Source organism: Arcobacter sp. F2176 (assembly GCF_004116465.1).
In the GTDB taxonomy this organism is placed as follows: Bacteria; Campylobacterota; Campylobacteria; order Campylobacterales; family Arcobacteraceae; genus Arcobacter; species Arcobacter siniprincipis.
In genome coordinates this window covers 233,675-254,637 of record NZ_PDJV01000003.1, presented here as the reverse complement: position 1 = coordinate 254,637, position 20,963 = coordinate 233,675, and the positions used below count along the sequence as shown (strand labels likewise).

At 29.5% G+C, this 20,963-nt stretch carries 19 protein-coding genes; 6 read left to right on the top strand and 13 right to left on the bottom strand.

The features are described 5' to 3' along the window. Window position 1 precedes the first annotated feature (1 nt). From carB to CRU95_RS04435, 11 genes are all read right to left on the bottom strand, one after another. Entirely contained in the window at window positions 2-3,241 is a 3,240-nt protein-coding gene (carB, locus tag CRU95_RS04475; protein ID WP_129099950.1) for a carbamoyl-phosphate synthase large subunit, read from the bottom strand. 127 nt (window positions 3,242-3,368) lie between these two features. Further along, on the bottom strand, window positions 3,369-4,052 hold the full coding sequence (locus tag CRU95_RS04470; RefSeq protein WP_129099949.1) for a ThiF family adenylyltransferase: 684 nt from the start codon (window positions 4,050-4,052) through the stop codon (window positions 3,369-3,371). Window positions 4,053-4,155: 103 nt separating this feature from the next. Further along, entirely contained in the window at window positions 4,156-4,323 is a 168-nt protein-coding gene (locus CRU95_RS16565) for a hypothetical protein (protein ID WP_164969724.1), read from the bottom strand. A 121-nt stretch (window positions 4,324-4,444) separates the two neighbouring features. Next, window positions 4,445-4,597 carry a hypothetical protein gene (locus tag CRU95_RS16560; RefSeq protein WP_164969723.1) on the bottom strand — a complete coding sequence of 51 codons (153 nt, stop codon included), beginning with the start codon at window positions 4,595-4,597 and terminating at the stop codon, window positions 4,445-4,447. 35 nt (window positions 4,598-4,632) lie between these two features. Beyond that, complete coding sequence (locus CRU95_RS04465; protein ID WP_129099948.1) at window positions 4,633-6,018, bottom strand: restriction endonuclease subunit S; 1,386 nt, start codon at window positions 6,016-6,018, stop codon at window positions 4,633-4,635. Beyond that, window positions 6,008-7,627: a class I SAM-dependent DNA methyltransferase gene (locus tag CRU95_RS04460; protein WP_129099947.1), complete on the bottom strand. Its 1,620-nt coding sequence runs from the start codon at window positions 7,625-7,627 to the stop codon at window positions 6,008-6,010. The genes CRU95_RS04465 and CRU95_RS04460 overlap by 11 nt, the downstream gene beginning before the upstream one ends. Continuing rightward, the gene (locus CRU95_RS04455) at window positions 7,621-10,704 is read right to left on the bottom strand and encodes a type I restriction endonuclease subunit R (protein ID WP_129099946.1); all 3,084 of its coding nucleotides are present in this window, start codon (window positions 10,702-10,704) and stop codon (window positions 7,621-7,623) included. The genes CRU95_RS04460 and CRU95_RS04455 overlap by 7 nt, the downstream gene beginning before the upstream one ends. A 261-nt stretch (window positions 10,705-10,965) precedes the next feature. Further along, complete coding sequence (locus tag CRU95_RS04450; RefSeq protein WP_129099945.1) at window positions 10,966-11,799, bottom strand: Bro-N domain-containing protein; 834 nt, start codon at window positions 11,797-11,799, stop codon at window positions 10,966-10,968. A gap of 97 nt (window positions 11,800-11,896) precedes the next feature. Continuing rightward, window positions 11,897-12,559 (bottom strand): DNA repair protein RadC, encoded by a 663-nt coding sequence (gene radC, locus CRU95_RS04445; RefSeq protein WP_129099944.1) that lies wholly within the window; start codon window positions 12,557-12,559, stop codon window positions 11,897-11,899. 77 nt (window positions 12,560-12,636) lie between these two features. Continuing rightward, window positions 12,637-12,837 (bottom strand): exodeoxyribonuclease VII small subunit, encoded by a 201-nt coding sequence (gene xseB / locus CRU95_RS04440; RefSeq protein WP_129099943.1) that lies wholly within the window; start codon window positions 12,835-12,837, stop codon window positions 12,637-12,639. After that, window positions 12,834-13,940, bottom strand: a complete 1,107-nt coding sequence (locus CRU95_RS04435) for a homoserine O-acetyltransferase (protein WP_129099942.1) — start codon at window positions 13,938-13,940, stop codon at window positions 12,834-12,836. The genes xseB and CRU95_RS04435 overlap by 4 nt, the downstream gene beginning before the upstream one ends. A gap of 151 nt (window positions 13,941-14,091) precedes the next feature. Here CRU95_RS04435 and CRU95_RS04430 point away from each other — a divergent pair, with 151 nt between their 5' ends. Beyond that, a complete protein-coding gene (locus CRU95_RS04430) occupies window positions 14,092-14,823 on the top strand; it encodes a dienelactone hydrolase family protein (RefSeq protein WP_129099941.1) in 732 nt (243 codons plus the stop codon). Window positions 14,824-14,838: 15 nt separating this feature from the next. Here CRU95_RS04430 and CRU95_RS04425 read toward each other — a convergent pair whose 3' ends face one another. Together CRU95_RS04425 and CRU95_RS04420 are read right to left on the bottom strand one after the other, a co-directional pair. After that, a complete protein-coding gene (locus tag CRU95_RS04425) occupies window positions 14,839-15,288 on the bottom strand; it encodes a protein tyrosine phosphatase family protein (RefSeq protein ID WP_129099940.1) in 450 nt (149 codons plus the stop codon). Between the two features lie 2 nt (window positions 15,289-15,290). After that, window positions 15,291-17,123, bottom strand: coding sequence for an ABC-F family ATP-binding cassette domain-containing protein (locus CRU95_RS04420; protein WP_129099939.1), 1,833 nt, complete (start codon window positions 17,121-17,123; stop codon window positions 15,291-15,293). Between the two features lie 118 nt (window positions 17,124-17,241). Between CRU95_RS04420 and dctP the strand changes: the two genes are divergently transcribed. From dctP to CRU95_RS04395, 5 genes are all read left to right on the top strand, one after another. Beyond that, window positions 17,242-18,303: a TRAP transporter substrate-binding protein DctP gene (gene dctP / locus CRU95_RS04415; RefSeq protein WP_129099938.1), complete on the top strand. Its 1,062-nt coding sequence runs from the start codon at window positions 17,242-17,244 to the stop codon at window positions 18,301-18,303. Between the two features lie 11 nt (window positions 18,304-18,314). Next, entirely contained in the window at window positions 18,315-18,788 is a 474-nt protein-coding gene (locus CRU95_RS04410; RefSeq protein WP_129099937.1) for a YhcH/YjgK/YiaL family protein, read from the top strand. An 18-nt stretch (window positions 18,789-18,806) separates the two neighbouring features. Then, the gene (locus tag CRU95_RS04405; RefSeq protein WP_129099936.1) at window positions 18,807-19,070 is read left to right on the top strand and encodes a hypothetical protein; all 264 of its coding nucleotides are present in this window, start codon (window positions 18,807-18,809) and stop codon (window positions 19,068-19,070) included. Between the two features lie 119 nt (window positions 19,071-19,189). After that, window positions 19,190-20,269, top strand: a complete 1,080-nt coding sequence (locus CRU95_RS04400; RefSeq protein ID WP_129099935.1) for a YeeE/YedE family protein — start codon at window positions 19,190-19,192, stop codon at window positions 20,267-20,269. A 59-nt stretch (window positions 20,270-20,328) separates the two neighbouring features. Next, on the top strand, window positions 20,329-20,943 hold the full coding sequence (locus CRU95_RS04395; RefSeq protein ID WP_129099934.1) for an ACP phosphodiesterase: 615 nt from the start codon (window positions 20,329-20,331) through the stop codon (window positions 20,941-20,943). The last annotated feature ends 20 nt before the right edge of the window (window positions 20,944-20,963 follow it).

Genomic DNA, 20,963 nt, shown 5'->3' with positions numbered 1-20,963 from the left:
ATTATCTGCTTAGAAATTCTTGAATTGATTTTGGAGACAATCCATCTTTTTTTCTAATTTCTTTCATAGCTTCAAGACAAGCGAAAGCTGCTGCTGCTGTTGTTACATATGTTACATTCATTTTTAAAACTGATCTTCTGATATTTTTACCATCATCTTTTGATGACTCTTTTCCATCACTTGTGTTAATTGCAAGGGCAATTTCACCATTTGTAATAGAGTCAATAATATTTGGTCTACCTTCAGAGATTTTAAGAACTTTCTCACACTCAATTCCAGCATCGGCAATTGCTTTATGTGTTCCACCAGTAGCAACTACTGTAAAACCTTCATCTTTAAGGCCTTTAGCGATTTTTGGTGCAAATTCCTTATCTAAATCACATAATGAAATAAATACTTTCCCCTCTGTTGGAATATCATTTTTAGCAGCACTTTGTGCTTTTGCATATGATTCACCAAAACTATCAGATATACCCATAACTTCACCAGTTGATTTCATCTCAGGAGTTAATATCATATCAGAACCACTAAGTTTATTGAATGGGAAAACTGCTTCTTTGATAGCCACATGGTTTCTTAATATTGGTTTTAATACACCATTATCTTCCCATACAAGCTCAGTATTATATGTATCAAGAGCATTTCTTAAACTCTCACCCCACATAACTCTAGTAGCCACTTTTGCCAAAGGCATACCAGTTGCTTTACTTACAAAAGGAACTGTTCTTGAAGCTCTTGGATTAACTTCGATAAGATAAATTTGCCCTTTATGAATAGCATATTGCGTATTCATAAGACCAACAACACCAAGACCTAGTGCCATATTTTTTGTTTTTGTTTCAAGTTCTTTGATTAACTCATCACTTATAGAAACAGGAGGTAAAGAACACGCTGAGTCACCTGAGTGAACACCAGCTTCTTCAATATGTTGCATGATTCCACCAATATATACTTCTTTTCCATCACAAATACAATCAACATCAAGCTCAATTGCTCTATCAAGGAATTTGTCAATAAGTACTGGAGCATCATTTGATACAGATACTGCTTCATCCATATATTGTCTTAACTCATTTGTAGAATAGACAATTTTCATCCCTCTTCCACCAAGTACAAATGAAGGTCTTACAAGAACTGGATAACCAATTCTTTCAGCTATTTCAATAGCTTCTTCTACTTCTACTGCTGTTCCATTTTCTGGTTGTAAAAGTCCTGCATCTTCAACAAATTTTGAGAATTTTTTTCTATCTTCTGCTAAGTCAATAACTTCAGCAGTAGTACCTATGATTTTAGCTCCTGCAGCTGTTAATGCATTTGCTAGTTTAAGTGGAGTTTGCCCACCAAAGTGAACTATAACACCATCTGGATTTTCTTTTTCTACTACGCTTCTTACATGTTCAAAATCAATTGGCTCGAAGTATAAGATATCTGATGTATCATAGTCAGTTGATACAGTTTCAGGGTTACAGTTATACATGATAGTTTTGATACCCATTTCTTTTAGGGCAAAACTTGCATGAACACAACAATAATCGAACTCGATACCTTGTCCAATTCTATTTGGTCCACCACCTATAATCATAACTTTTTTCTCATCTGTTATTTTATTTACTTGAGGAACTTTAGTTACATTTGTAGTAGAGTAAAGATATGGAGTAAGAGCTTTAAATTCAGCTGCACAAGTATCAACTTCATTGTATTCAAAATCTACATTTAGAGTTTTTCTTGCTTGATAAACTTCTTCTTCTGTTTTACCAATAAGCATAGAAATCATCTTGTCAGAAAATCCATTTGATTTGATTATTCTCATCTTAACTTCGTCAGTTAAAATTGAAGCATCCATTGATTTTTCCATATCAACGATTTGTCTAAATTTAGTCAAGAACCAAGGATCTATTTTTGATAATTCAAAAATCTCTGCATTTGTAAGTCCTTCTCTCATACCTTGCATCAAGTATAAAAGTCTATCACAATTTGGTCTTCTGATTTCAGCTTTGATTTTTTCCATTTCTGCTTTGATTGGGTCAAAACCACAAAGTCCAGTCTCTAAAGAACAAAGTGCTTTTTGGATTGATTCGTTAAAGGTTCTACCCATAGCCATAACTTCACCAACAGATTTCATAGAAGTTGTAAGTGTAGAGTCTGCTTTAGGGAATTTTTCAAAAGTAAATCTAGGGATTTTAGTAACTACATAATCAATAACTGGCTCAAAAGATGCAGTTGTACCTGTAATATCATTTTCAATCTCATCAAGAGTAAATCCAACAGCAAGAAGCGTTGCAACTTTTGCAATAGGATAACCAGTAGCTTTAGAAGCAAGTGCTGAAGAACGAGAAACTCTAGGATTCATCTCAATAACTATCATTCTTCCAGTTTTTGGACAAATTGAAAACTGTACATTTGAACCACCTGTATCAACACCAATCTCTCTTAAAATAGCAAATGAAGCATTTCTCATATCTTGGTACTCTTTGTCTGTAAGAGTAAGAGCAGGAGCGATAGTAACACTATCTCCTGTATGAACACCCATTGGGTCTAAGTTTTCTATAGAACATACGATGATACAGTTATCTTTTCTATCTCTGATAACTTCCATTTCGTATTCTTTCCAACCAAGCATTGATTCCATAATCTCAATTTCATTGATTGGACTTGCTTCTATTCCTATTTCTGCAAGTTTTTTGAACTCTTCCATATTGTAAGCAACACCAGAACCACCACCTGCAAGGGTAAAAGATGCTCTAGAAATCACTGGGAAACCAATCTCTTTTGCTACTTTTATAGCTTCTTCAACGCTATATGCATTTGCACTTTTTGGTAAATCCATACCGATTTTTATCATAGCTTCATTGAAAAGATGTCTATCTTCACCTTTTTTAATAGCATCTGGATGAGCACCTAAAAAAGCAACACCATCAAGCATACCTTTGTCATACATTGTTGTAGCAACATTAAGTGCTGTTTGTCCACCCATAGTTGGTAAGATTGCGTCAATATTCTCTTTTTTGATTATCTTTGCAATCATATCTTCTGTAATTGGCTCGATATAAGTTCTATCTGCAAATTCAGGATCTGTCATAATAGTTGCTGGATTTGAGTTGATTAATACAACTCTATAACCTAACTCTTTTAATGTCTTTGTAGCTTGTGTTCCTGAATAATCAAATTCGCATGCTTGCCCAATAATAATAGGACCAGAACCGATTAATAATATAGATTTAATATCTTCTCTTTTTGGCATTTATAAGTTCCCCATATATGTAGTAAAATTTGGAAATAATATCTAAAAAGTGCTTAAAAAATGGTTATTTGGAAAATTATTTTGAAGATTTTTGTATTTAAATATAGAGCTAGTTTTGCTCTATATTTTACTTTGTAGGTAGTTTAAAGTTTTTGTAATTTATAATACCTTCTTCATCAAAAGAAAGATAATATAAAACATCTTTTTTAACTGGAAGTCCTGTTAAATATCTAATGGCTAAATTTGCTTGAAGAGAACCCACATGCATAACAATAGGACAAGCGATACCATTTGGTTTTCTATCATTTACTTGAAATACTGCTTCATAAGAGGCTTTTTCGAAAAAACAAACTTGCCCATGAAACTCCTCAACACTTCCATAAATCCAAGCTTGATTATGATTTATGCAGTATTCATTGATATCTGCACGCGTTAGAAGATTATCCGTTCCATCAATGATAAGATCAAACTCTAAACCTCTTTTTGCAAACTCTTGAAAAGTCTCTTTATAAGTAGTAACTTTTGTATAAGGACATCTAGCTTCAATAAGTTCTTTTAAAACATCACACTTATATTTTCCATCGTCGCCAACTCTAAAGCCTATTTGTCTATGGATATTATGAACACCCACAGTATCAAAATCCACTAAAGTAAACTCCCCTATTCCAGAAGCACCAAGTGCGATACCAAGTGTACAACCAAGCCCACCACTTCCAATAATAGCTACCTTTTTCCCTTGAAGCGAGTCTTGAGTCTCTTGCCCCCAAAGTTTTATCTGTCTGTTAAAATATTCATTAAATTCTTCTTGCATGTCAATTCCTTACTGTATAAGTATAGTTTATTTTTATTATTTTGTTTTGTAATCATAGCAAATTTAGTTTAAATTAGTTTGACTAGAGTCAATTATTTTATGTTTAAAATCTTTTCTCTTGAAAATCTGAGATTTCCGCTTCTTCACTTTTTGGTGGCAAAAAGTAAAACAAAAAGCCACCAACGGCTGCGAAGCCAAAGGTTCCCTCACTTATTATTTTTATCTTTTCTGCTTGGTAAAACTCGCTTATTAAAACTTCTATTTTGTCCATTCTGGAATTTAGTCGTTTCACTCCAGCATGCAACTTTTAAACACTCTGACAGTTAGCAATCTTGTTTAGAAAAGAGAAAAATAAACGCTCGGCTTCTGTAGATGTTAGGATTTTAAATAAATTATCTTTTAGCTGATACTTTGATGCCATATTTTTCTCTTACTATTTTAGCTTCATCTTTTACTTTTTTTGAGGCTTCAGAATATCCCTCAATATTTTGAGTTGTTTCTATAACTTTTTTTAAATTTTCTTTATCTAAAATTCTTTTAGTCATCAATATTCCTTTAAAGCTATATTATATCAAAAAATTTAATTATACTCTGGTTTTGGTTGGGCTACTAATAAGTCATTTTGACTGTTTTTATACTCACTATCTTTCACACTTACTTGTCCATTCATAAGCATTGGAAGAAGCCAATCTCTTAATTTTGCTAGTTCTTGATTTTCTTTTAAATTTCTTTGTTTCATCTTATGAAAAGAATCCATTTTTTCATAAAACTTTAGATTTATATTTTCATTGGGAACAATAATAAAATATTTTTGTGTTAAAGAATCAAATAATAAATTTTTTATACCACTTGTTTTTCCCTCCCAACCAAATAACACGCGGTTATCATATAAATTATTCCACATATAAATGAAATAATAAAGATATTTTTGGTTTTCTAAAGAAAATGATTTGCAAAAATTTGAACATACTAGAGGATTTTCAAACCTTTTTATAGTTTCATCAATAACAAATGAAATTCTTCCCGTTGATTGAGTTGGACTACCTCCTGATATTTCAACAATCAAATCATGAGATTCTAAAATTTTATTTGAATTTTTTTCTAAAATAAATCTTTCAGGTGGATTTACACTTCCTAAACCATTTAATCCATTTAAATCAGCACCTCTAACACAAGAAACCTTTTGAGTGTAATTCCCTTCTTCTTTTTCTTTTCCCCAATCTCCACCTTTATTATTTCCAATAAATTGTGCAATTGTTTTGGCTTCCCATCTCTCAGGAATCTCTCTTTTTAACTCTTGATTATAAACCATTTTTCCACCTGATGATTTATAAGGTTTTCCATTAACATCAGGAAAATCAAACTGCACAAACCAATAATCATAAAGAGTTTTTGCCATAGCTTCTAATTCTTTATTAATTCTATTGTTTATTTCTATCTTTGAATCAAGAGAAGATAGAATATTTGCTATTTTATCTTGATATTGTTTCTCTGGAACATAAAATTTTAAATTTCTAACTGAATCTTTTGTTATAGTCTTAGTTGTAGTGCCATTTGCAAATTGTTTTATATAACTTTCGTTATATTTCATTAAATAATACATAAATCTTTGATTTAATGTACATTTGAATCTAATTAGAAATAAATTCATTGCCAAAGACACAGGCTGTTTTAAATATGGCATTATATAAACAGAACCGGGATTAGCTATTTTATTCATTATAATATCATTAGAATAAACTTTTGACTTTGAAAGATATTCATATTCATTTTGATCTATATATATTAAATTACTGTCAAAGTTATTTGATTCAAAGTTTAAAGTTCTAATCATAATTGCATAGCTAGGTTTATATTTTAATGTTATATTTTCTTTTAACTTTTCGTATGCTCCATTGGCATGATAATCAGTAATTGTATCAATATGTTCTCTTAATACAATATTTTTAAAATATTCAGTCTTCATAAACCAATCCCAACAGTTGCTTTTTTATCTCATCTTCCAAGACTTTAGATTCTCTAAACATAACTTTAAGATTATCACTAAAGCCTTTCATCTTATTATCAAACTCATCTTTAGATATATCCACATATTCAATCTTTACATCAAAATATTGACCTGCACTAAATGAGTAGTTTTTAACTTTTATATCATCATAAGAAACAACTACAGAAAAATCATCAACTACTTTTTTATCATTAAAAGTATCTATAATTTTTTGTTCTTCCTCTTCTTGTAAAACTGTTTTTTGATTCTTGCCATCTTTTACAGTTTTTCCTAGATTTGAAGCATCAATTAACACTACATTTTCTTTATTTGTATCATCTATAAATATAATAGATACATTTGTACCTGTTGTAGCAAAGATATTACTTGGCATTGAAACAACACCACCTAACATTTTCTTTTCAATTAGATGTTCTCTAATCTTTTTATCGATACCACTTTGAGCTGTTATAAATCCAGTTGGCACTACAACTGCTGCTTTCCCACCTTTTTTTAGTGAATGTATAATATGCTGTAAAAACATACTATAAATAGCCATTGACTCTTTTTTCTTTGCTGGTACTTTTGGAATACCTGCAAAAAATCTATCGTGATTTTCTTTAGAGTCTAAATCATCTCTATAATCACTAAAATCAGTTTTAAAAGGTGGATTTGAAACGATATAATCAAACTTTTGTAAACTGTCACCCTCTTTGTGATATGGACTTAAAAGAGTATTTCCTTTAATCACATTTGATATAGAGTGCACAAGGTTATTTAAAATCAAATTTAGTCGTAAAAGACTTGATGATTTTTGAGATATATCTTGTGAGTAGATACTACATCTATCTTCACCTATGGCGTGAGCTATATTCATCAAAAGTGTTCCACTCCCTGCACTTGGGTCATAGCAAGTTACATTTGCAACACCTTCATCCACCATAATAGCCGCCATGATTTTTGCAACGGCATGGGGAGTATAATACTCTGCATACTTTCCACCACTATCACTGTTATAATCTTTGATTAGGTATTCAAATATAGTTGCATAGAAATCATACTTTTGATTAAAGATATTTTCAAAACTAAAAGCTACTAGCTTATTGATAATCGCTTTAAAAAAAGCATCTTTATCATCAATAATATATTTGCTCAAAGTATCAAAAAGCTCTATTTTTGCTCCACCTTCTGTTTTTACTGAAAAGATGTCGTTGTTTTCTATAGAGATTTGATGTAAGGTATCATCAAAAGTTTGTGCAAAATCAGGACTATCTTGTATATTAAACAGATGTGTTATAAGATACTCTGGTTTTAACTTTGCTGCTTTTGCTCCTATTCGTCTTAATATTTTGTTTCTTTGTTCTTGGCTTAAGTTTGTATAGTATTCTTCCCAACTTGGAGCATTTTTTATATTTTCATCTATTTTTTTAATCTCATAAGCAAATTTATCATTTAAAAACTTGTATAAAAAGACTTGGGTGATGATTTTGAACTCATTTCCATCATTTCCAAGTCCAAAATTTGCACATACTGCTTTTAAACTATCTATTAACTTTTTTGTTTCTCTTTCAAACTCTACTATTACCAATTGTTTACTCCGTTGTATTCATTTAGATATTCTGTTGCTATCATAGTGTTAATGTATCTAAAAGATTCATCATTCAATTCTATTTTATTGTTATCTTCAAACTCTACATCTACTATAGGTTGAGTTTCTGCTATAAAAAAGTTTTCATGTTTTAATATTGCACTATTATTTAAAACTTTTTCATCAAGCTGTATTTTTATCTTCTCTAATGCATTAAAAATCCTACTTTGCTTATCTGTTATATTGTTTTGCTTAATTCTTTTATGCATCCTTGCATATTTTCTATCACCTTTGTACTTATCTTTTAAGAGGTCATTTTGTCTGTTTAACTCTCTTATTTTCTCATCTATTTTTTTGAGTTCACCAATATTTTCATTCATCTCATCTTGGGTTATCTCACTAAAATTTTTGTTTTTAAACAGTCTTTCAAGTTCTTCTTTTAAAGTGATATACTCAGGGTCTTTTTTATCAAAATTATTTTGAAAAGCTTCTCTTGTTTTTCTAAGAGTATTTTTTAATTTATCTGCTAATATAAGTTCTTCTTCACTTATCTTTGTAAATTTAAAAATTATATCTTCTAAAGCTAGATTTATTATATTTGTATTTTCATCACCTTTTTCTAAAGCTAATTTTTGATTTAAAAGATCTAGATGATTTGAAGCTTCTCTATAAAGTAGATTTAATTTTCTAAAATCTATTTTTTCGAGTAATTCTGAATGCCCAAAAAGTCTTATAAGATTATATAGACTTTTTGCATTTTCAAGTACTTTTTTTATCTCTTGCATCTTTTTAATATCTTGGATTTTAGATATTTGCTGTGAAAATATTTCTGCATCTAAAGTATCATATTCAAACAATATATCTTTTATATTTTCTATCTCTTCTTCTATTTCTTCTTTTGATTTAAAAAGAGAAGAGTAAGATTCTATCTCATTGCCAAGTTCATTTTGTAACTCTTCAAAATAAGCTTTATTGGTTGCATCAAACTCCTTGCTAATATCTGCAAAATCTACTACAAAACCATATTTGAACTTTTTGTATGTACGATTTACCCTTGTAAGAGCTTGTAATAAGCCATGTTTTCTTATGATTCTACCCAGATATAGTTTTTTAAGTCTTGGAGCATCAAATCCTGTGAGAAGCATTCTGTCAACAAATAAAATATCTATCTTACCATCTTTAAACTCTTCTACCCAATCTTTTCTTTCTTGTATAGTTCCAGTATCGTGTAGAATAATTTTACCTGTTAAGTCTCCTCTTTTTACTCCAGTATCATTTATTCCATAAGTAGTTTGAGGTTCAGAGACAAGTTTTTCTAACAAGTTTTCATTATTTATTGCTTCTAATTTTGCATATTTTAACTGAAATATCTCATACATTTTTTTAGCTTGTGCTGAACTATCACAAATAACCATTGCACCTATAGAATCATCATCAAATCTTACTTTACTATTTTTAAAATCATTTACAATATAAGCTAACATTGGTTCTACAAACTTTTTGTGAGAATAAACCTCTTCTTTTTTTAAGTTACCTTGTAAGATTTCTATATCTTCAATAGCTTTTTGAAGTTGTAATTTATAAGTTGTCTCTATCTCTTCTCTTATAAGTCTCAATGTATAACCATCAGCAATAGAAGAGTTATAATAATACTTGTGAATATAATCACCAAACAATAATTTTGAGCTTGTATCTTCTCCTAAAAGAGGTGTTCCTGTTAGTCCTATTTTTATTGCATTTTTATCAGAGGTCTCTAAGTTAGCTAAAAAATTTCCTTTTGGGTTATAGCTTCTATGAACTTCATCTAAGAAATATACTCTTTGAATGTTAATATCATAATCTACAATAGAGATAACATTAGGGTCATCTTCAAATTTTTGAATATTTACTACTGTAATTTCATATTCACCTCTATCGTTGTGAATAGCAGTAGTTTTTTTAATATCTTTTGCAAAATCTTCACGGCTTGCTATAGTATGAACTTTTAAACCTCTTGCTGTAAACTCTTTTTTTGCTTGGGTTAATAAATCTAATCTATCAACAATAAAATAAAACTTTGGAATGATTTTTTTAGTTTGAAAATAGCTTGTTAAATATCTGACATTATAAAAAGCAAGTGCTGTTTTACCACTACCTTGTGTATGCCAAATAATACCTTTTTTTATACCTTCATCAAGTTTACTTTCAATCGCTCTTGTTGCAAATATTTGAGGGTATCGCATGATATGTTTTTGTAGACCATCTTTTGATTTTACATAAGCAATTCCAAACTCTAACAAAAACTTTAATCTGTCTTTTGAAAACAACGAAGTACTCAATCTGTTTGTTGGAGTGTTAGGTGATTTATTTGTAATAAACTCTGCATTGTTTTTTATTACTTCAAGATTATTGTCTTTTAATATCTCATTTTCTGTATTATTATCCAAATCATTTAAAAGTTGTGCTAAATTTAATTTTTCTTCTTCTCTAAAATAGTTAAATATAGGATTTTTTGATGGTGTAGCATAAAATGCACCCTCTATTGGTTCAATAGAATTATCATCATATTCCATATTGTTTGAAAATACCATAATTTGTGTTATATTGATAAATTTTCTAAATCTATCATTTGAAAACCTAACATTTATTCTCTCTCTTTCTGCTAATACACCATCTTTATTATTTGGTTTTTTAACCTCTATAAAAACCAATGGCATACCATTAATTAAAAGTGTAATATCAGGTCTAAACTCTTCATCACCATTTTTACATGGAAGTTCTGTAACTATGTGAAAAGAGTTGTTTTCAAAGTTTTCAAAATCTATAAGTTTTATGCCAGACTTTTCAATAATTCTTAGATAAAAAGCTTGACCGAAATCTTCATAATCAAGTAATAAAAAAACCTCTTCGTAAACTTTATTTAAATCTAAATCATTTATTGTTTTATTAATTCTTTCAATACTAGATTTAAAGATATCTGTAAAAATATTTGTATTTATATCCCATTCGGAATTTTTCAAAGATAAATACTTATATCCTAATCGTGTAAGATGCAATATAGATGGTATTTTTACTCTTGTATCTTCATTGTATTTCATTTATTTTCCAAGGTATCATAAATTTAAGAATATTATTTTACTAAAACATAGTAGTGATACGGCTAAAATATAAAATAGTTTTTATAAATCAAAAAATGAAATGTCCTAATCCCTTATATTCAACATCTGCAATCGTTAAATTGTTGATTTTGATTTGCGTAATCCTCAAATAACTGTGTTTGAATGTAAAGAGATATGCTGGGAGCATATCTTAATGAGTTTTATTTGAAAGCAAATCACAATTTCTTCTGTATTTTTTCATCACTCTATTTTCTTTTGATTCTCTAAGATATTTTTCGCATTTTTACTTGTGACAACTTTTTTACCTGTTTTTGATTCAAGTGCTTCTCTTGCTACTTTGGCTACATTACCACCTTGTGAAGCTACTATTTTACTTTCTTCTAAATCTTTTGGATTGGTTACTTGTGATATATCTTTGGTAGAAGCTTCTGCCAACATATTTAAAATAAGCTCCGTATTTGTCATATTGTCTCTTAAATTCTCTTTTTTAAGCCCTTTGAGTATTTTGTACTCTTTGGTGGTTTTTTCTGACCAAGTTTTTGTGATGATGTCCGTCAAGGTAGCAAATTCAAATCCCTCTTTTAAGCCTATACTTTTCCACTCATCGGTAAGCTCTTTTCGTATTTCGATACTTTTTAGTCTTTGATTTATCCAATTCTCACTATAACCTAATTCTAAATATTGTTTCAAAGCTCTATCGATACTAAGTTCAGGATCACTCATCTCATCAAGTCGCTCTTGTCCTAACTTTGCCAACCAAAGTTTAAATGGCTCAGCTTTTGGTGAGGGGATTGATTGAATGAGTCTAAAAAGTTGCTCAGTTGTGGCTACATCTGTTTTGTAAAATTTTCCATCAGAAGATTTCATTTTCAGTTGTCCGATTTTTTCGGACAACTCACTTCCCTCTTTTTTTAACTTAGCTTTTAAGTCACTCCAATACTTTCTGGGTCTATCACTTTGGGTTAGTACTTCAATCACATCAATAATTGAAATAAACCACTGCTCTTTTTCTTCATCCCAAAGAGTTCTTACTTTTTTATCTTCAAATATTTTTATACTATTTTTATCATCCATATTGTACCTCCACAATTTTTTAATTTGTATCTCGTACTTTTTATTAAAGTACCTATTTTACAACAATTATCTAAGAATTTTATTTAATACAATTCTATCACAACACGCCCTCTTCATTCAAACTGACAAACCCCTCATTTGTAAATATTACATGATCTAAAAGTTCTATACCTAAAATCTTTCCTGATTCTTTTAATCTTTGTGTTACATTGATATCTTCACTGCTTGGTTTTAGTATGCCACTTGGGTGATTGTGGGCTACAATTATGCTGGCGCATCTTTTTTCTATGGCGTGGGAAAATACTTCTCTTGGGTGCACTAGGCTTTGGTTTAGTGTTCCTATTGTGATGATTTTGGTTTCGATTAGATTGTTTGCTCCATCTAAATATAGAGTTAGGAAGTATTCTTGGCGTTTGTTTTTGTAGGGTTTTAGTTCTTCGTATACATCACTAGCAGAGTTTATTTTATAATTTTGAGTATCTATTAGGTATCTTTTTGACAGTTCTATTGCAGATATTATTTGACTAGCTTTTGCAGTTCCTAGTCCGTGTATTTTAAGTAGGGTTTTTAAATCTATATTTTCAAAATTTGAATCAAAGAACTTTTCTATTTCATGTGAAAGTTTTATGATATCTTTGCCTTTTACTCCACTTCCTAGTAGTACAGCTATTAGTTCGTAGTTTTTTAAAGCACTAGTACCATACTTTAAAAGTCTTTCCCTTGGTTTATCTAATGATTGTAGTTGTGATATGGTTTTCATAAACTTCTCCTAAATAGTAAGAAAAGTTTATCAAATATTTTTTATAGTTACAAAAAATATATCAAATTGTTATATTTTTATTTTTCAGATAGTTCTTTGAATTGAAGTTTTGAAGTTTCTAAAAGTTTTTGGGCATCATCAAGTTCTTTCATACCATTTTTATATATCTCTACAGATGAACTCAATGTTATATCTGGATTTGCTAACTTTTCTAATAATTCTTTTGCATTTTCAACTTTTTCTTCGAAACTTAATTCTTCTTTTATTTCTTCACTCATATTTTTTTCTCCAATATATCGACTACATAATCTTTGAACTTATCAAGTTCCACCAAAAATGAATCATGTCCATGTGTAGATTCTATCATTTTATACTTTACATTTTCCATATTCATATCTCTCATTATATTATAAATCTCTTCCATCTCTTGTGGGAAAAATAAAACATCATCAGAAAAAGAGATAAGATGAAGGTCACATTTTATCTTTGATAAGGCATCTGGCAACTTATCTGTTCCCCTTGCTGCATCGAAAATATTCATAGTCTTACAAACATACAAATATGATAAGGGGTCAAATATCTTTGGAAAATTGTAAGCATTGTATTCTAAATATCTCTCAACTTCAAATCTACCAAAAAGTTCATAAAGACCATCTGTTTCTACATAATTTCTACCAAATTTATTATTCATAGAGTTTGGTCCCACATAGGCAATCAGTCCTGCCATCCTACCAATTGCAAGTCCTGGTAAACCATTTGCTATAAGGTCACCTTTTGTGTAGTTTCCATTTTTAAAAGCTGGATCATTTCTTATGGATTCCATTGCTATTTTATTTACTGCTATTGCCCAAGGTCTTGTGTATGCTGTTGTTGCCATAGCTATAATTGTATCTGCAAAATCTGGATACTCAATAGAATAACAAAGTGCTTGCATACCACCCATACTTCCACCAATAACTGCTTTTACATGTTCTATACCAAGGGAAGTAAAAAGTCTTTTTTGAGCTTTTACGATATCTGTTATGGCCAAAACTGGGAATTTAAGTCTGTATGCTTCTCCTGCTTTATTCATAGGACTCATTGGCGAAGTTGAACCAAAACAAGAGCCAAGATTATTTGTACAGATTACAAAGTATTTTGTAGTATCAATAGTTTTGCCATCACCTATAAAATTATCCCACCAACCCGGTTTCGCTTCATTTTCATATCTTCCAGCTGCATGATGAGAGCCACTTAAAGCATGACAGATAACGATTACATTTGATTTATCTTGGTTTAATTCTCCGTAGGTTTCGTATTTTATTTCATAAGGTTCTAAAATTCGTCCACTTTCTAGGTGTAAAGGAGTCGTAAATTTAGCTATTTTAGTCTCTATTTTCAAAAAAAGTCCATTTTATTTAGTTAGTGTGTATTCTAACTAAAGAATTCTAAAATAATTATTTCTATTAAAATAAAGAAATTATTAATATAAATATTTAAGTTTACTATGTATAAGATTTAGTAAGATTTTTTATCACAACAAAGGAATTACAATGAAAAAGATAATTATGTTGATATTTGTTTTAAGTGGTTTTGCTTTTGCAAATAGTGGCTTTGTTACATATAATATCGATGGAAAAGAGTATGAAGGGTATTATAGTTCTCCTTCAAAAGATGCACCACTTATCTATATGGTTCATGATTGGGATGGAGTTACTGATTATGAAGTAAAAAGAGCAAAGATGCTTTATGATTTGGGTTATGCAACATTTGCAGTTGATTTATATGGAAAAGGTATAAGACCAACCCAAACAGAAGACAAGAAAAAACTAACAAATGAACTTTATCAAAATAGAGCAAAAATGAAAAGACTTCTTTATGCAGGATATAATGAAGCTAAAAAATTAGGAGCAAATGTATCAAATGCCGTTGGAGTAGGATATTGTTTTGGGGGAGCTGCTATTTTGGAATTTGCTAGAAATGGTGGAGATTTAAAATCATTTATCACTTTTCATGGAGGATTACAAACTCCTATTGGTGAAAATTATTCCAATACAAAAGGTTCTATTGTAGTATTTCATGGAAGTGCTGACAAAGCTGTTAGTTTACAGGAGTTCGCTAATTTGGCTATGGAGTTAGAAGAGAATGGAATAACTCACGAAATGACAACATATAGTGGTGCACCACATGCCTTTTCTGTCATTGGTTCAAGTAGATATCACAAAGTTGCAGATGAAAAATCATGGAGAAGATTTACAGAGATCTTAGAATCTACTTTAAAATAAGCTAGGAAATTTTTCTTAGCTTAGCTCTTCAAACTCTATTTTTAAAATATCTTGCCAGATAGGAGAAGGTTTCCATTCTTCGAGAAGAGATAAATCTATCTCATCAAAAGGAGTTTTTAAAAAGTATTTATGATAAACATACATAAAAGCACTTACTCTATAATTTAAAGCACAATGTACAAACACTTTTTTGCCCTCAAGGGAAGATAAAAGAGTTAAAAAAAGTTTTAAATCATCTTTTGTAGGATATTCAAAATCCACAGGAAGATGAATATAAGTCATACCTAGCGTTGAAACTATTTTATCTTCATTTTCTAAGGCATTTGTTGCACTTGATAAAGCAAGATTTATCACTACTTCAAAACCATCATTTGCTAATATTTCTAGTTCAGCCTCTTTGGGCTGACCAGCTGTTGAGATATTGTCATTGATTTTTATGTAGTTTAAAATAGCTTCAGTTTTCATTTTTACATCAACTCTTCTAATTTAATTTGATATTCATCATTAATAGTATCAAGTTTTGTTTGAGAGATTTCTAAAGATTCAAATTTAGTTTCAGCTTCTTTTTCTAGTATTGCTATCTCTTTTGATAGTTCCATTACTTTGCTATTGTCACCTTTATTTGTAACATCTACTAATTCATCTTTTTTCTTTTCTATTGTCGTTTCTATTTCTATAATCTTTTTTTCTAAAGAATCAATCTCTTTTTTGATAGGACTTACTATCTTACTTTTTTCTTGTACTAGTAAAGCTCTTAATCTTTTGCTCTCTTTTTTATTTACTTTTGGTTTTGATTTCTTCTTCGGAGCATCATCTTCATCTTCCCAACCAATTTTTTCTAAGAACTCATCATATTTTCCATCAAAATAATCAGCGCTTCCATTTGAGAAAATAATCAATCTATCACAAACAGCTCGAAGTAATTCTTCACTATGCGTTACGATGATACAAGAACCTTCAAAGTTTTTAATAGCAACGGTAAGTGCTTCTATTGAACTCATATCAAGGTGGTTTGTAGGCTCATCTAGGAAGAGAAGGTTTACTTCTTTTGCTAAAATCTTACCTAGCATTACCCTACTTTTTTCACCACCTGAAAGTAAAGTTACTTTTTTCTTAGCATCATCACCTGAAAACATCATACCCCCACAAATACTTCTCACAGTTCCTTCACCCAATTTATTGTTTGATAAATAGATTTCATCCATGATTGTATTATCTGGATTTAGATGTGAAATATTTGTTTGTCCAAAGTGTCCAAAGGTTGTACTTGTATGTAGTTCTGTAACTCCATGTAAAGCTTTTAATTCACCTGCAATAGTATTTAGAAGTGTTGATTTACCTTTACCATTTTTTCCTATGATTCCAAGTGTTTCACCCTTTTGTAGAGTAAATGAAATATCTTTGAAAAGTATGTTATCTTTTGTATATCCAAATGATAAATCTTTTACATCAAGTAAAACTTTTGCTGGTGTATCTTTATAGTTAAAATCAAATTTCAGTGTTGAATCAAAATTTAAATCTTCTAAGATATCCATCTTTTCAAGTTGTTTAACCTTTGATTGGGCTAAGTTAGCGGTTGATGCTCTTGCTTTATTTTTAGCAATAAACTCTTCTAATTGTTTTACTTTTTTATCTTGAGAAGCTTTTTGTTTCTCGTGATGTTCATCTTCTTCTTTTAGTTTTTCATAAAACTTGTGAGTATCACCTTTTACTACTTTTAGATTTTTTCGTACTAATCCCATAGTGTGAGTTGTAACTGCATCCATAAAATCTCTATCATGGGTGATGATAATTACTTCACCATCAAAGTTTTTCAAAAATACTTTTAGCCATCTTAATGAAACAATATCAAGGTAGTTTGTAGGCTCATCTAAAAGTAACAGATTTGGTTCTGTCAAAAGTAGTTTTGCTAGATTTATTCTGATTTGATATCCACCTGAAAAAGATAAGGGATCTTTTAATAAATCTTCTTGTGAAAACCCTAGACCAAAAAGTATTTTCTCAACTTTATAAATATCGTATTTGTGTTCTTCACTAAGTGCAAGTGCTGCTTCATCTGTTATAGTTTTTTCTGTAAATACCAAATGTTGTTTCAAAGCACCAATTTTATAATTTTTAGGTTGTAATATTTCACCAGCATCTGGATGTTCTTCATCTAAAATCAATTTAAATAGCGTAGATTTACCACTACCATTTCTTCCTACTAATCCAATCTTATCCCCAGAATTTAATCTAAAGGTTACTTCATTGAATAGTGTTTGTTTACCAAAGCTCTTTGAGACATTTGAAAGTTCTATCATATATTCTTCTTTCTTACTTAATTAAAAAAGGATTATACGCAAGGGGAGTTTATAAGCTTATTAGAAGAGAAGTTTTGTGTATAATATGCGACGAATTTTACTATAAAAAAGGAAAAGAATGAGAAATTTGAAGAATATTGTAATATTTTTACTTGCATTATTATTATCAACACAACTTTTTGCCAATGAAAAAGTATATAAACTTAAAATGGCAACTACTTGGGGACCAACTCTATCTCCACTAATTGATACATCAAAAAATATGGCAAAAATTGCAGAAGAGATGTCAAATGGAAGATTAAAAATCAGAGTTGATGCAGCAAATAAGCACAAAGCACCTTTTGGGGTTTTTGACATGGTAAAAGCTGGTCAATATGATATAGGACATAGTGCTTCATATTATTGGAAAGGTAAAGATATTAATCTTTTACCATTTACTTCTATGCCTTTTGGTCTTACAGCTCCGGAACAATACGCTTGGTTTTATTATGGTGGAGGATTAGAATTGATGCAAAAAGCTTATTCTAAATATGGTATGTACTCATTCCCAGGTGGAAATACTGGTGTTCAAATGGGTGGTTGGTTTAAAAAAGAAATCAAATCTGTTGCTGATTTAAAAGGTCTTAAAATGAGAATTCCAGGTTTTGCAGGTGAAATAATGGCAAAAGTGGGAGTTGAAGTTACAAATATAGCACCTGCTGAACTTTTTATGGCACTAGAGAGAAACTCAATTGATGCACTTGAATGGGTTGGACCATCTATGGATATAAAAATGGGATTTCATAAAGTTGCACCATTTTATTACACAGGATGGCATGAACCAGCAAGTGAAATGCAATTTATGGTAAATAAAGATTCTTTTAATAAATTACCAAAAGATTTACAAAAAATATTAGTAGTTGCTATGAGAGTTGCAGCATATGATATGTATATTCAAGACTATGATTTAAATGCCACAGCTTGGCAAGAGATGAAAAAAGAGTATCCAAATATAAAAGTTAAAACTCTTCCAAAAGATGTTATGGTTGCATTAAAAAAAGCAAATAAAGAATTAAGAGTTGATTTAAGTGCTAAAAATCCACTATTAAAAGAGATTTTAGATTCTCAAGATGCTTATATGAAAAAAGTAAGAGAGTGGAGTAAGATGTCTGATTATTTATATTTAAAAGATAATTTATAAAAGGATAATAAATGGCAATATTTGGGAAATTGGACTGTATTAAAAATCAAATAAAAAAGGATAATTTCCAATTGGCATTTAATTATTTAGAAAATATATCTAATGATATTTTTGAAATAAAAAATGGTGAATGTGTAAAAGAGCTTATCAATGAAAATATGTTTGTTTTAAAACAAACATATTTTTCAAAGCCTAGAAGTGAGTGTTTTTTTGAATCACATAAAAAATATATTGATATTCAATATATAGTAAAAGGCTCTGAAATTATGGATGTATCACATATAGATGATCTTCAAATCATTGAAGCTTACAATGAAGAAAAAGATTTTACAAAATACAACACAAAAAATGCATTTTCATCTTTACACATAAAAGAAAAAGAGTTAGCTATTTTTTATCCAAGTGATGGACATCAGCCTTGTATAAAAGTTGATAAGACAGAACAAATTTATAAAGTAGTAATAAAAATATCTACAAATAATTAATATATAAAAGGTTAAAAAATGGATTATATAAAAGATTTAGAAAATTTACTAAAAACTGATGTATTAGTAGAAGTAACTGAAAATATAAAAGAACTTGAAACAAATTTAGAGAAAAAGAAAAACTCTAAAGAGTTGAAAGATGAATTAAAATACATGAAAGAAGTAAAAAAATACTTTGACGATGTTTTACTTGATATAGAAAATAAAACTATCACACAAGATCAAGCTAGTGATATTCTTGAGGGATTAGAAGATATGAAAACTGATAATCAAGAGATTTAAATTTAAAAAATTCCCGTATATATTTATCTAATTATTCTGCCTAACTTATTTTATAGTTTATATTTAATATAATCGCCCTTTATTAGAAAGATAAACTATAATTATAAGTTAGGGGAACAATGTTCGATTTAGAAATATATGAAATAATAAATATCTTAGGTCTTGGTCTTGGAATGCTATTTGGAATGATAGCTCAAAAAAATCAATTCTGCTTTAGTGGCTCAATCAAAGATTATATCTTATTAAAATCTACAAGAAGAGGTGCTTCTGTTGTATTTGCAATGATTGTTGCCATAATCTCTACTAAAATCGTAGGCTCTTATTTTGACTTAGATTTTACAAAAACAGTTTATTACAAACAAGATGTTAACTACTTTATTATTATATTTGGTGGTTTATTATTTGGTACAGGAATGATGATAGCTGATGGTTGTAGTAATAGACACCTAATCAAGTTTGGACAAGGTGATTCAAAATCACTTATTACTTTAATATTTATAGGAATCTTTGGATTTGCAACTGCAAAAGGTCTTATTCAAGGTTTTTTAACTCCATTTACACAGAATAAAACCCTTTTAGAACTCTCTTCAATGATAGAAAATAGTACTATGAATATATATGTTGTAGTAGGAATTTTATTTGTAATTTTATTATTCTTAGCAAAAAAAGTAAAAAGAATATTTACTTTAATAGACGGTTTTTTAATTGGATTAATTATAGCTGCTGCCTGGACAATAACAGGAGTAATGGGACAAGATAGTATGGAAAGACTTATTGATCTTTCTGGTATTAGTTTTGTTTATCCTACTTCTAAGAGTTTAGAGTTATTTATGTTTTATCAAGTAAATTATTTCACTTTCCCTATTGCCTTATTATGTGGGGTAATATTAGGTTCTTTTTCTATGTCATTTTTCAATAAAAAATATAGCTTTGGATGTACTGCAACACAAAAAGTTAATAGAGTTACTTATAATATGATTGGTGGTGCATTGATGGGTGTTGGAGGTATTTTGTCTATTGGTTGTACCATTGGACAAGGACTAACAGGAATGTCAACATTAGCTTTTGCATCATTTTTAGCCATTGCTTCAATATTTATCTCAGGTGTAATAACTGCTAAGATACTAAACAAATCTGGAAAACTTCCTATGTGTTTTATCTTTGAGTGGAATGATACTCCACCTGATTATAATATTTAAAAAATTTCTAATCACAAAAGTTTACTTTTTATTTAAGTAAACTTTTGTAACCTACTCTTATGAACTGGCTTGCACATATATTTTTATCAGAACACAATATAGATTTTCAAATTGGCAATTATTTAGCTGACCCTTTAAAAGCAAAAGCATGGGAAGGTGCAAATGAAGATATAAAAAAAGCAATGGAAATACATAAACTAATAGACTCATATACAGATAGTCACCCTACTTTCAAACAAAGTAAAAATAGACTTGGGAATAGTGGTTTACTAAAGGCTGTTGTTATTGACTTGACATACGATTATTTACTCACAAAAAACTGGCACAGATACTCAAATATAACTCTTGATAAGTTTTTAGATGACTTTTACATAAAAGCAAATGCAAATATGCATACTTTGCCAGATGAAGCAAAACAAAAGCTAAAAAGCCTAATAGAATTTGACTTATTAAATAAATACCAAACCTTAGAGCACTTAAACCAATCATTTAACAGAGTCGATAGAAGAATCTCTATGAGAGTTTTAAAAAGGGATAATGTAAGTAGATACTTTGAAATAGTTTCTGAAAATATAGATGAAATAGAAGAAGATTTTTTACTGTTTTTTCCACAACTTTGCAATAAAGTCAAAGAAAATGTAAATAATAGTAAATTAAAGCATTGGAAGATTTAATATCTTTATGTTTTATTTTG

Bases quoted from the DNA above. Each gene is read 5' to 3' on its own strand.
- carB (WP_129099950.1), bottom strand. From the start codon at position 3,241: ATGCCAAAAAGAGAAGATATTAAATCTATATTATTAATCGGTTCTGGT.
- CRU95_RS04470 (WP_129099949.1), bottom strand. From the start codon at position 4,052: ATGCAAGAAGAATTTAATGAATATTTTAACAGACAGATAAAACTTTGG.
- CRU95_RS16565 (WP_164969724.1), bottom strand. From the start codon at position 4,323: ATGGACAAAATAGAAGTTTTAATAAGCGAGTTTTACCAAGCAGAAAAG.
- CRU95_RS16560 (WP_164969723.1), bottom strand. From the start codon at position 4,597: ATGACTAAAAGAATTTTAGATAAAGAAAATTTAAAAAAAGTTATAGAA.
- CRU95_RS04465 (WP_129099948.1), bottom strand. From the start codon at position 6,018: ATGAAGACTGAATATTTTAAAAATATTGTATTAAGAGAACATATTGAT.
- CRU95_RS04455 (WP_129099946.1), bottom strand. From the start codon at position 10,704: ATGAAATACAATGAAGATACAAGAGTAAAAATACCATCTATATTGCAT.
- CRU95_RS04450 (WP_129099945.1), bottom strand. From the start codon at position 11,799: ATGGATGATAAAAATAGTATAAAAATATTTGAAGATAAAAAAGTAAGA.
- radC (WP_129099944.1), bottom strand. From the start codon at position 12,559: ATGAAAACCATATCACAACTACAATCATTAGATAAACCAAGGGAAAGA.
- xseB (WP_129099943.1), bottom strand. From the start codon at position 12,837: ATGAGTGAAGAAATAAAAGAAGAATTAAGTTTCGAAGAAAAAGTTGAA.
- CRU95_RS04430 (WP_129099941.1), top strand. From the start codon at position 14,092: ATGAAAAAGATAATTATGTTGATATTTGTTTTAAGTGGTTTTGCTTTT.
- CRU95_RS04425 (WP_129099940.1), bottom strand. From the start codon at position 15,288: ATGAAAACTGAAGCTATTTTAAACTACATAAAAATCAATGACAATATC.
- CRU95_RS04420 (WP_129099939.1), bottom strand. From the start codon at position 17,123: ATGATAGAACTTTCAAATGTCTCAAAGAGCTTTGGTAAACAAACACTA.
- dctP (WP_129099938.1), top strand. From the start codon at position 17,242: ATGAGAAATTTGAAGAATATTGTAATATTTTTACTTGCATTATTATTA.
- CRU95_RS04410 (WP_129099937.1), top strand. From the start codon at position 18,315: ATGGCAATATTTGGGAAATTGGACTGTATTAAAAATCAAATAAAAAAG.
- CRU95_RS04405 (WP_129099936.1), top strand. From the start codon at position 18,807: ATGGATTATATAAAAGATTTAGAAAATTTACTAAAAACTGATGTATTA.
- CRU95_RS04400 (WP_129099935.1), top strand. From the start codon at position 19,190: ATGTTCGATTTAGAAATATATGAAATAATAAATATCTTAGGTCTTGGT.
- CRU95_RS04395 (WP_129099934.1), top strand. From the start codon at position 20,329: ATGAACTGGCTTGCACATATATTTTTATCAGAACACAATATAGATTTT.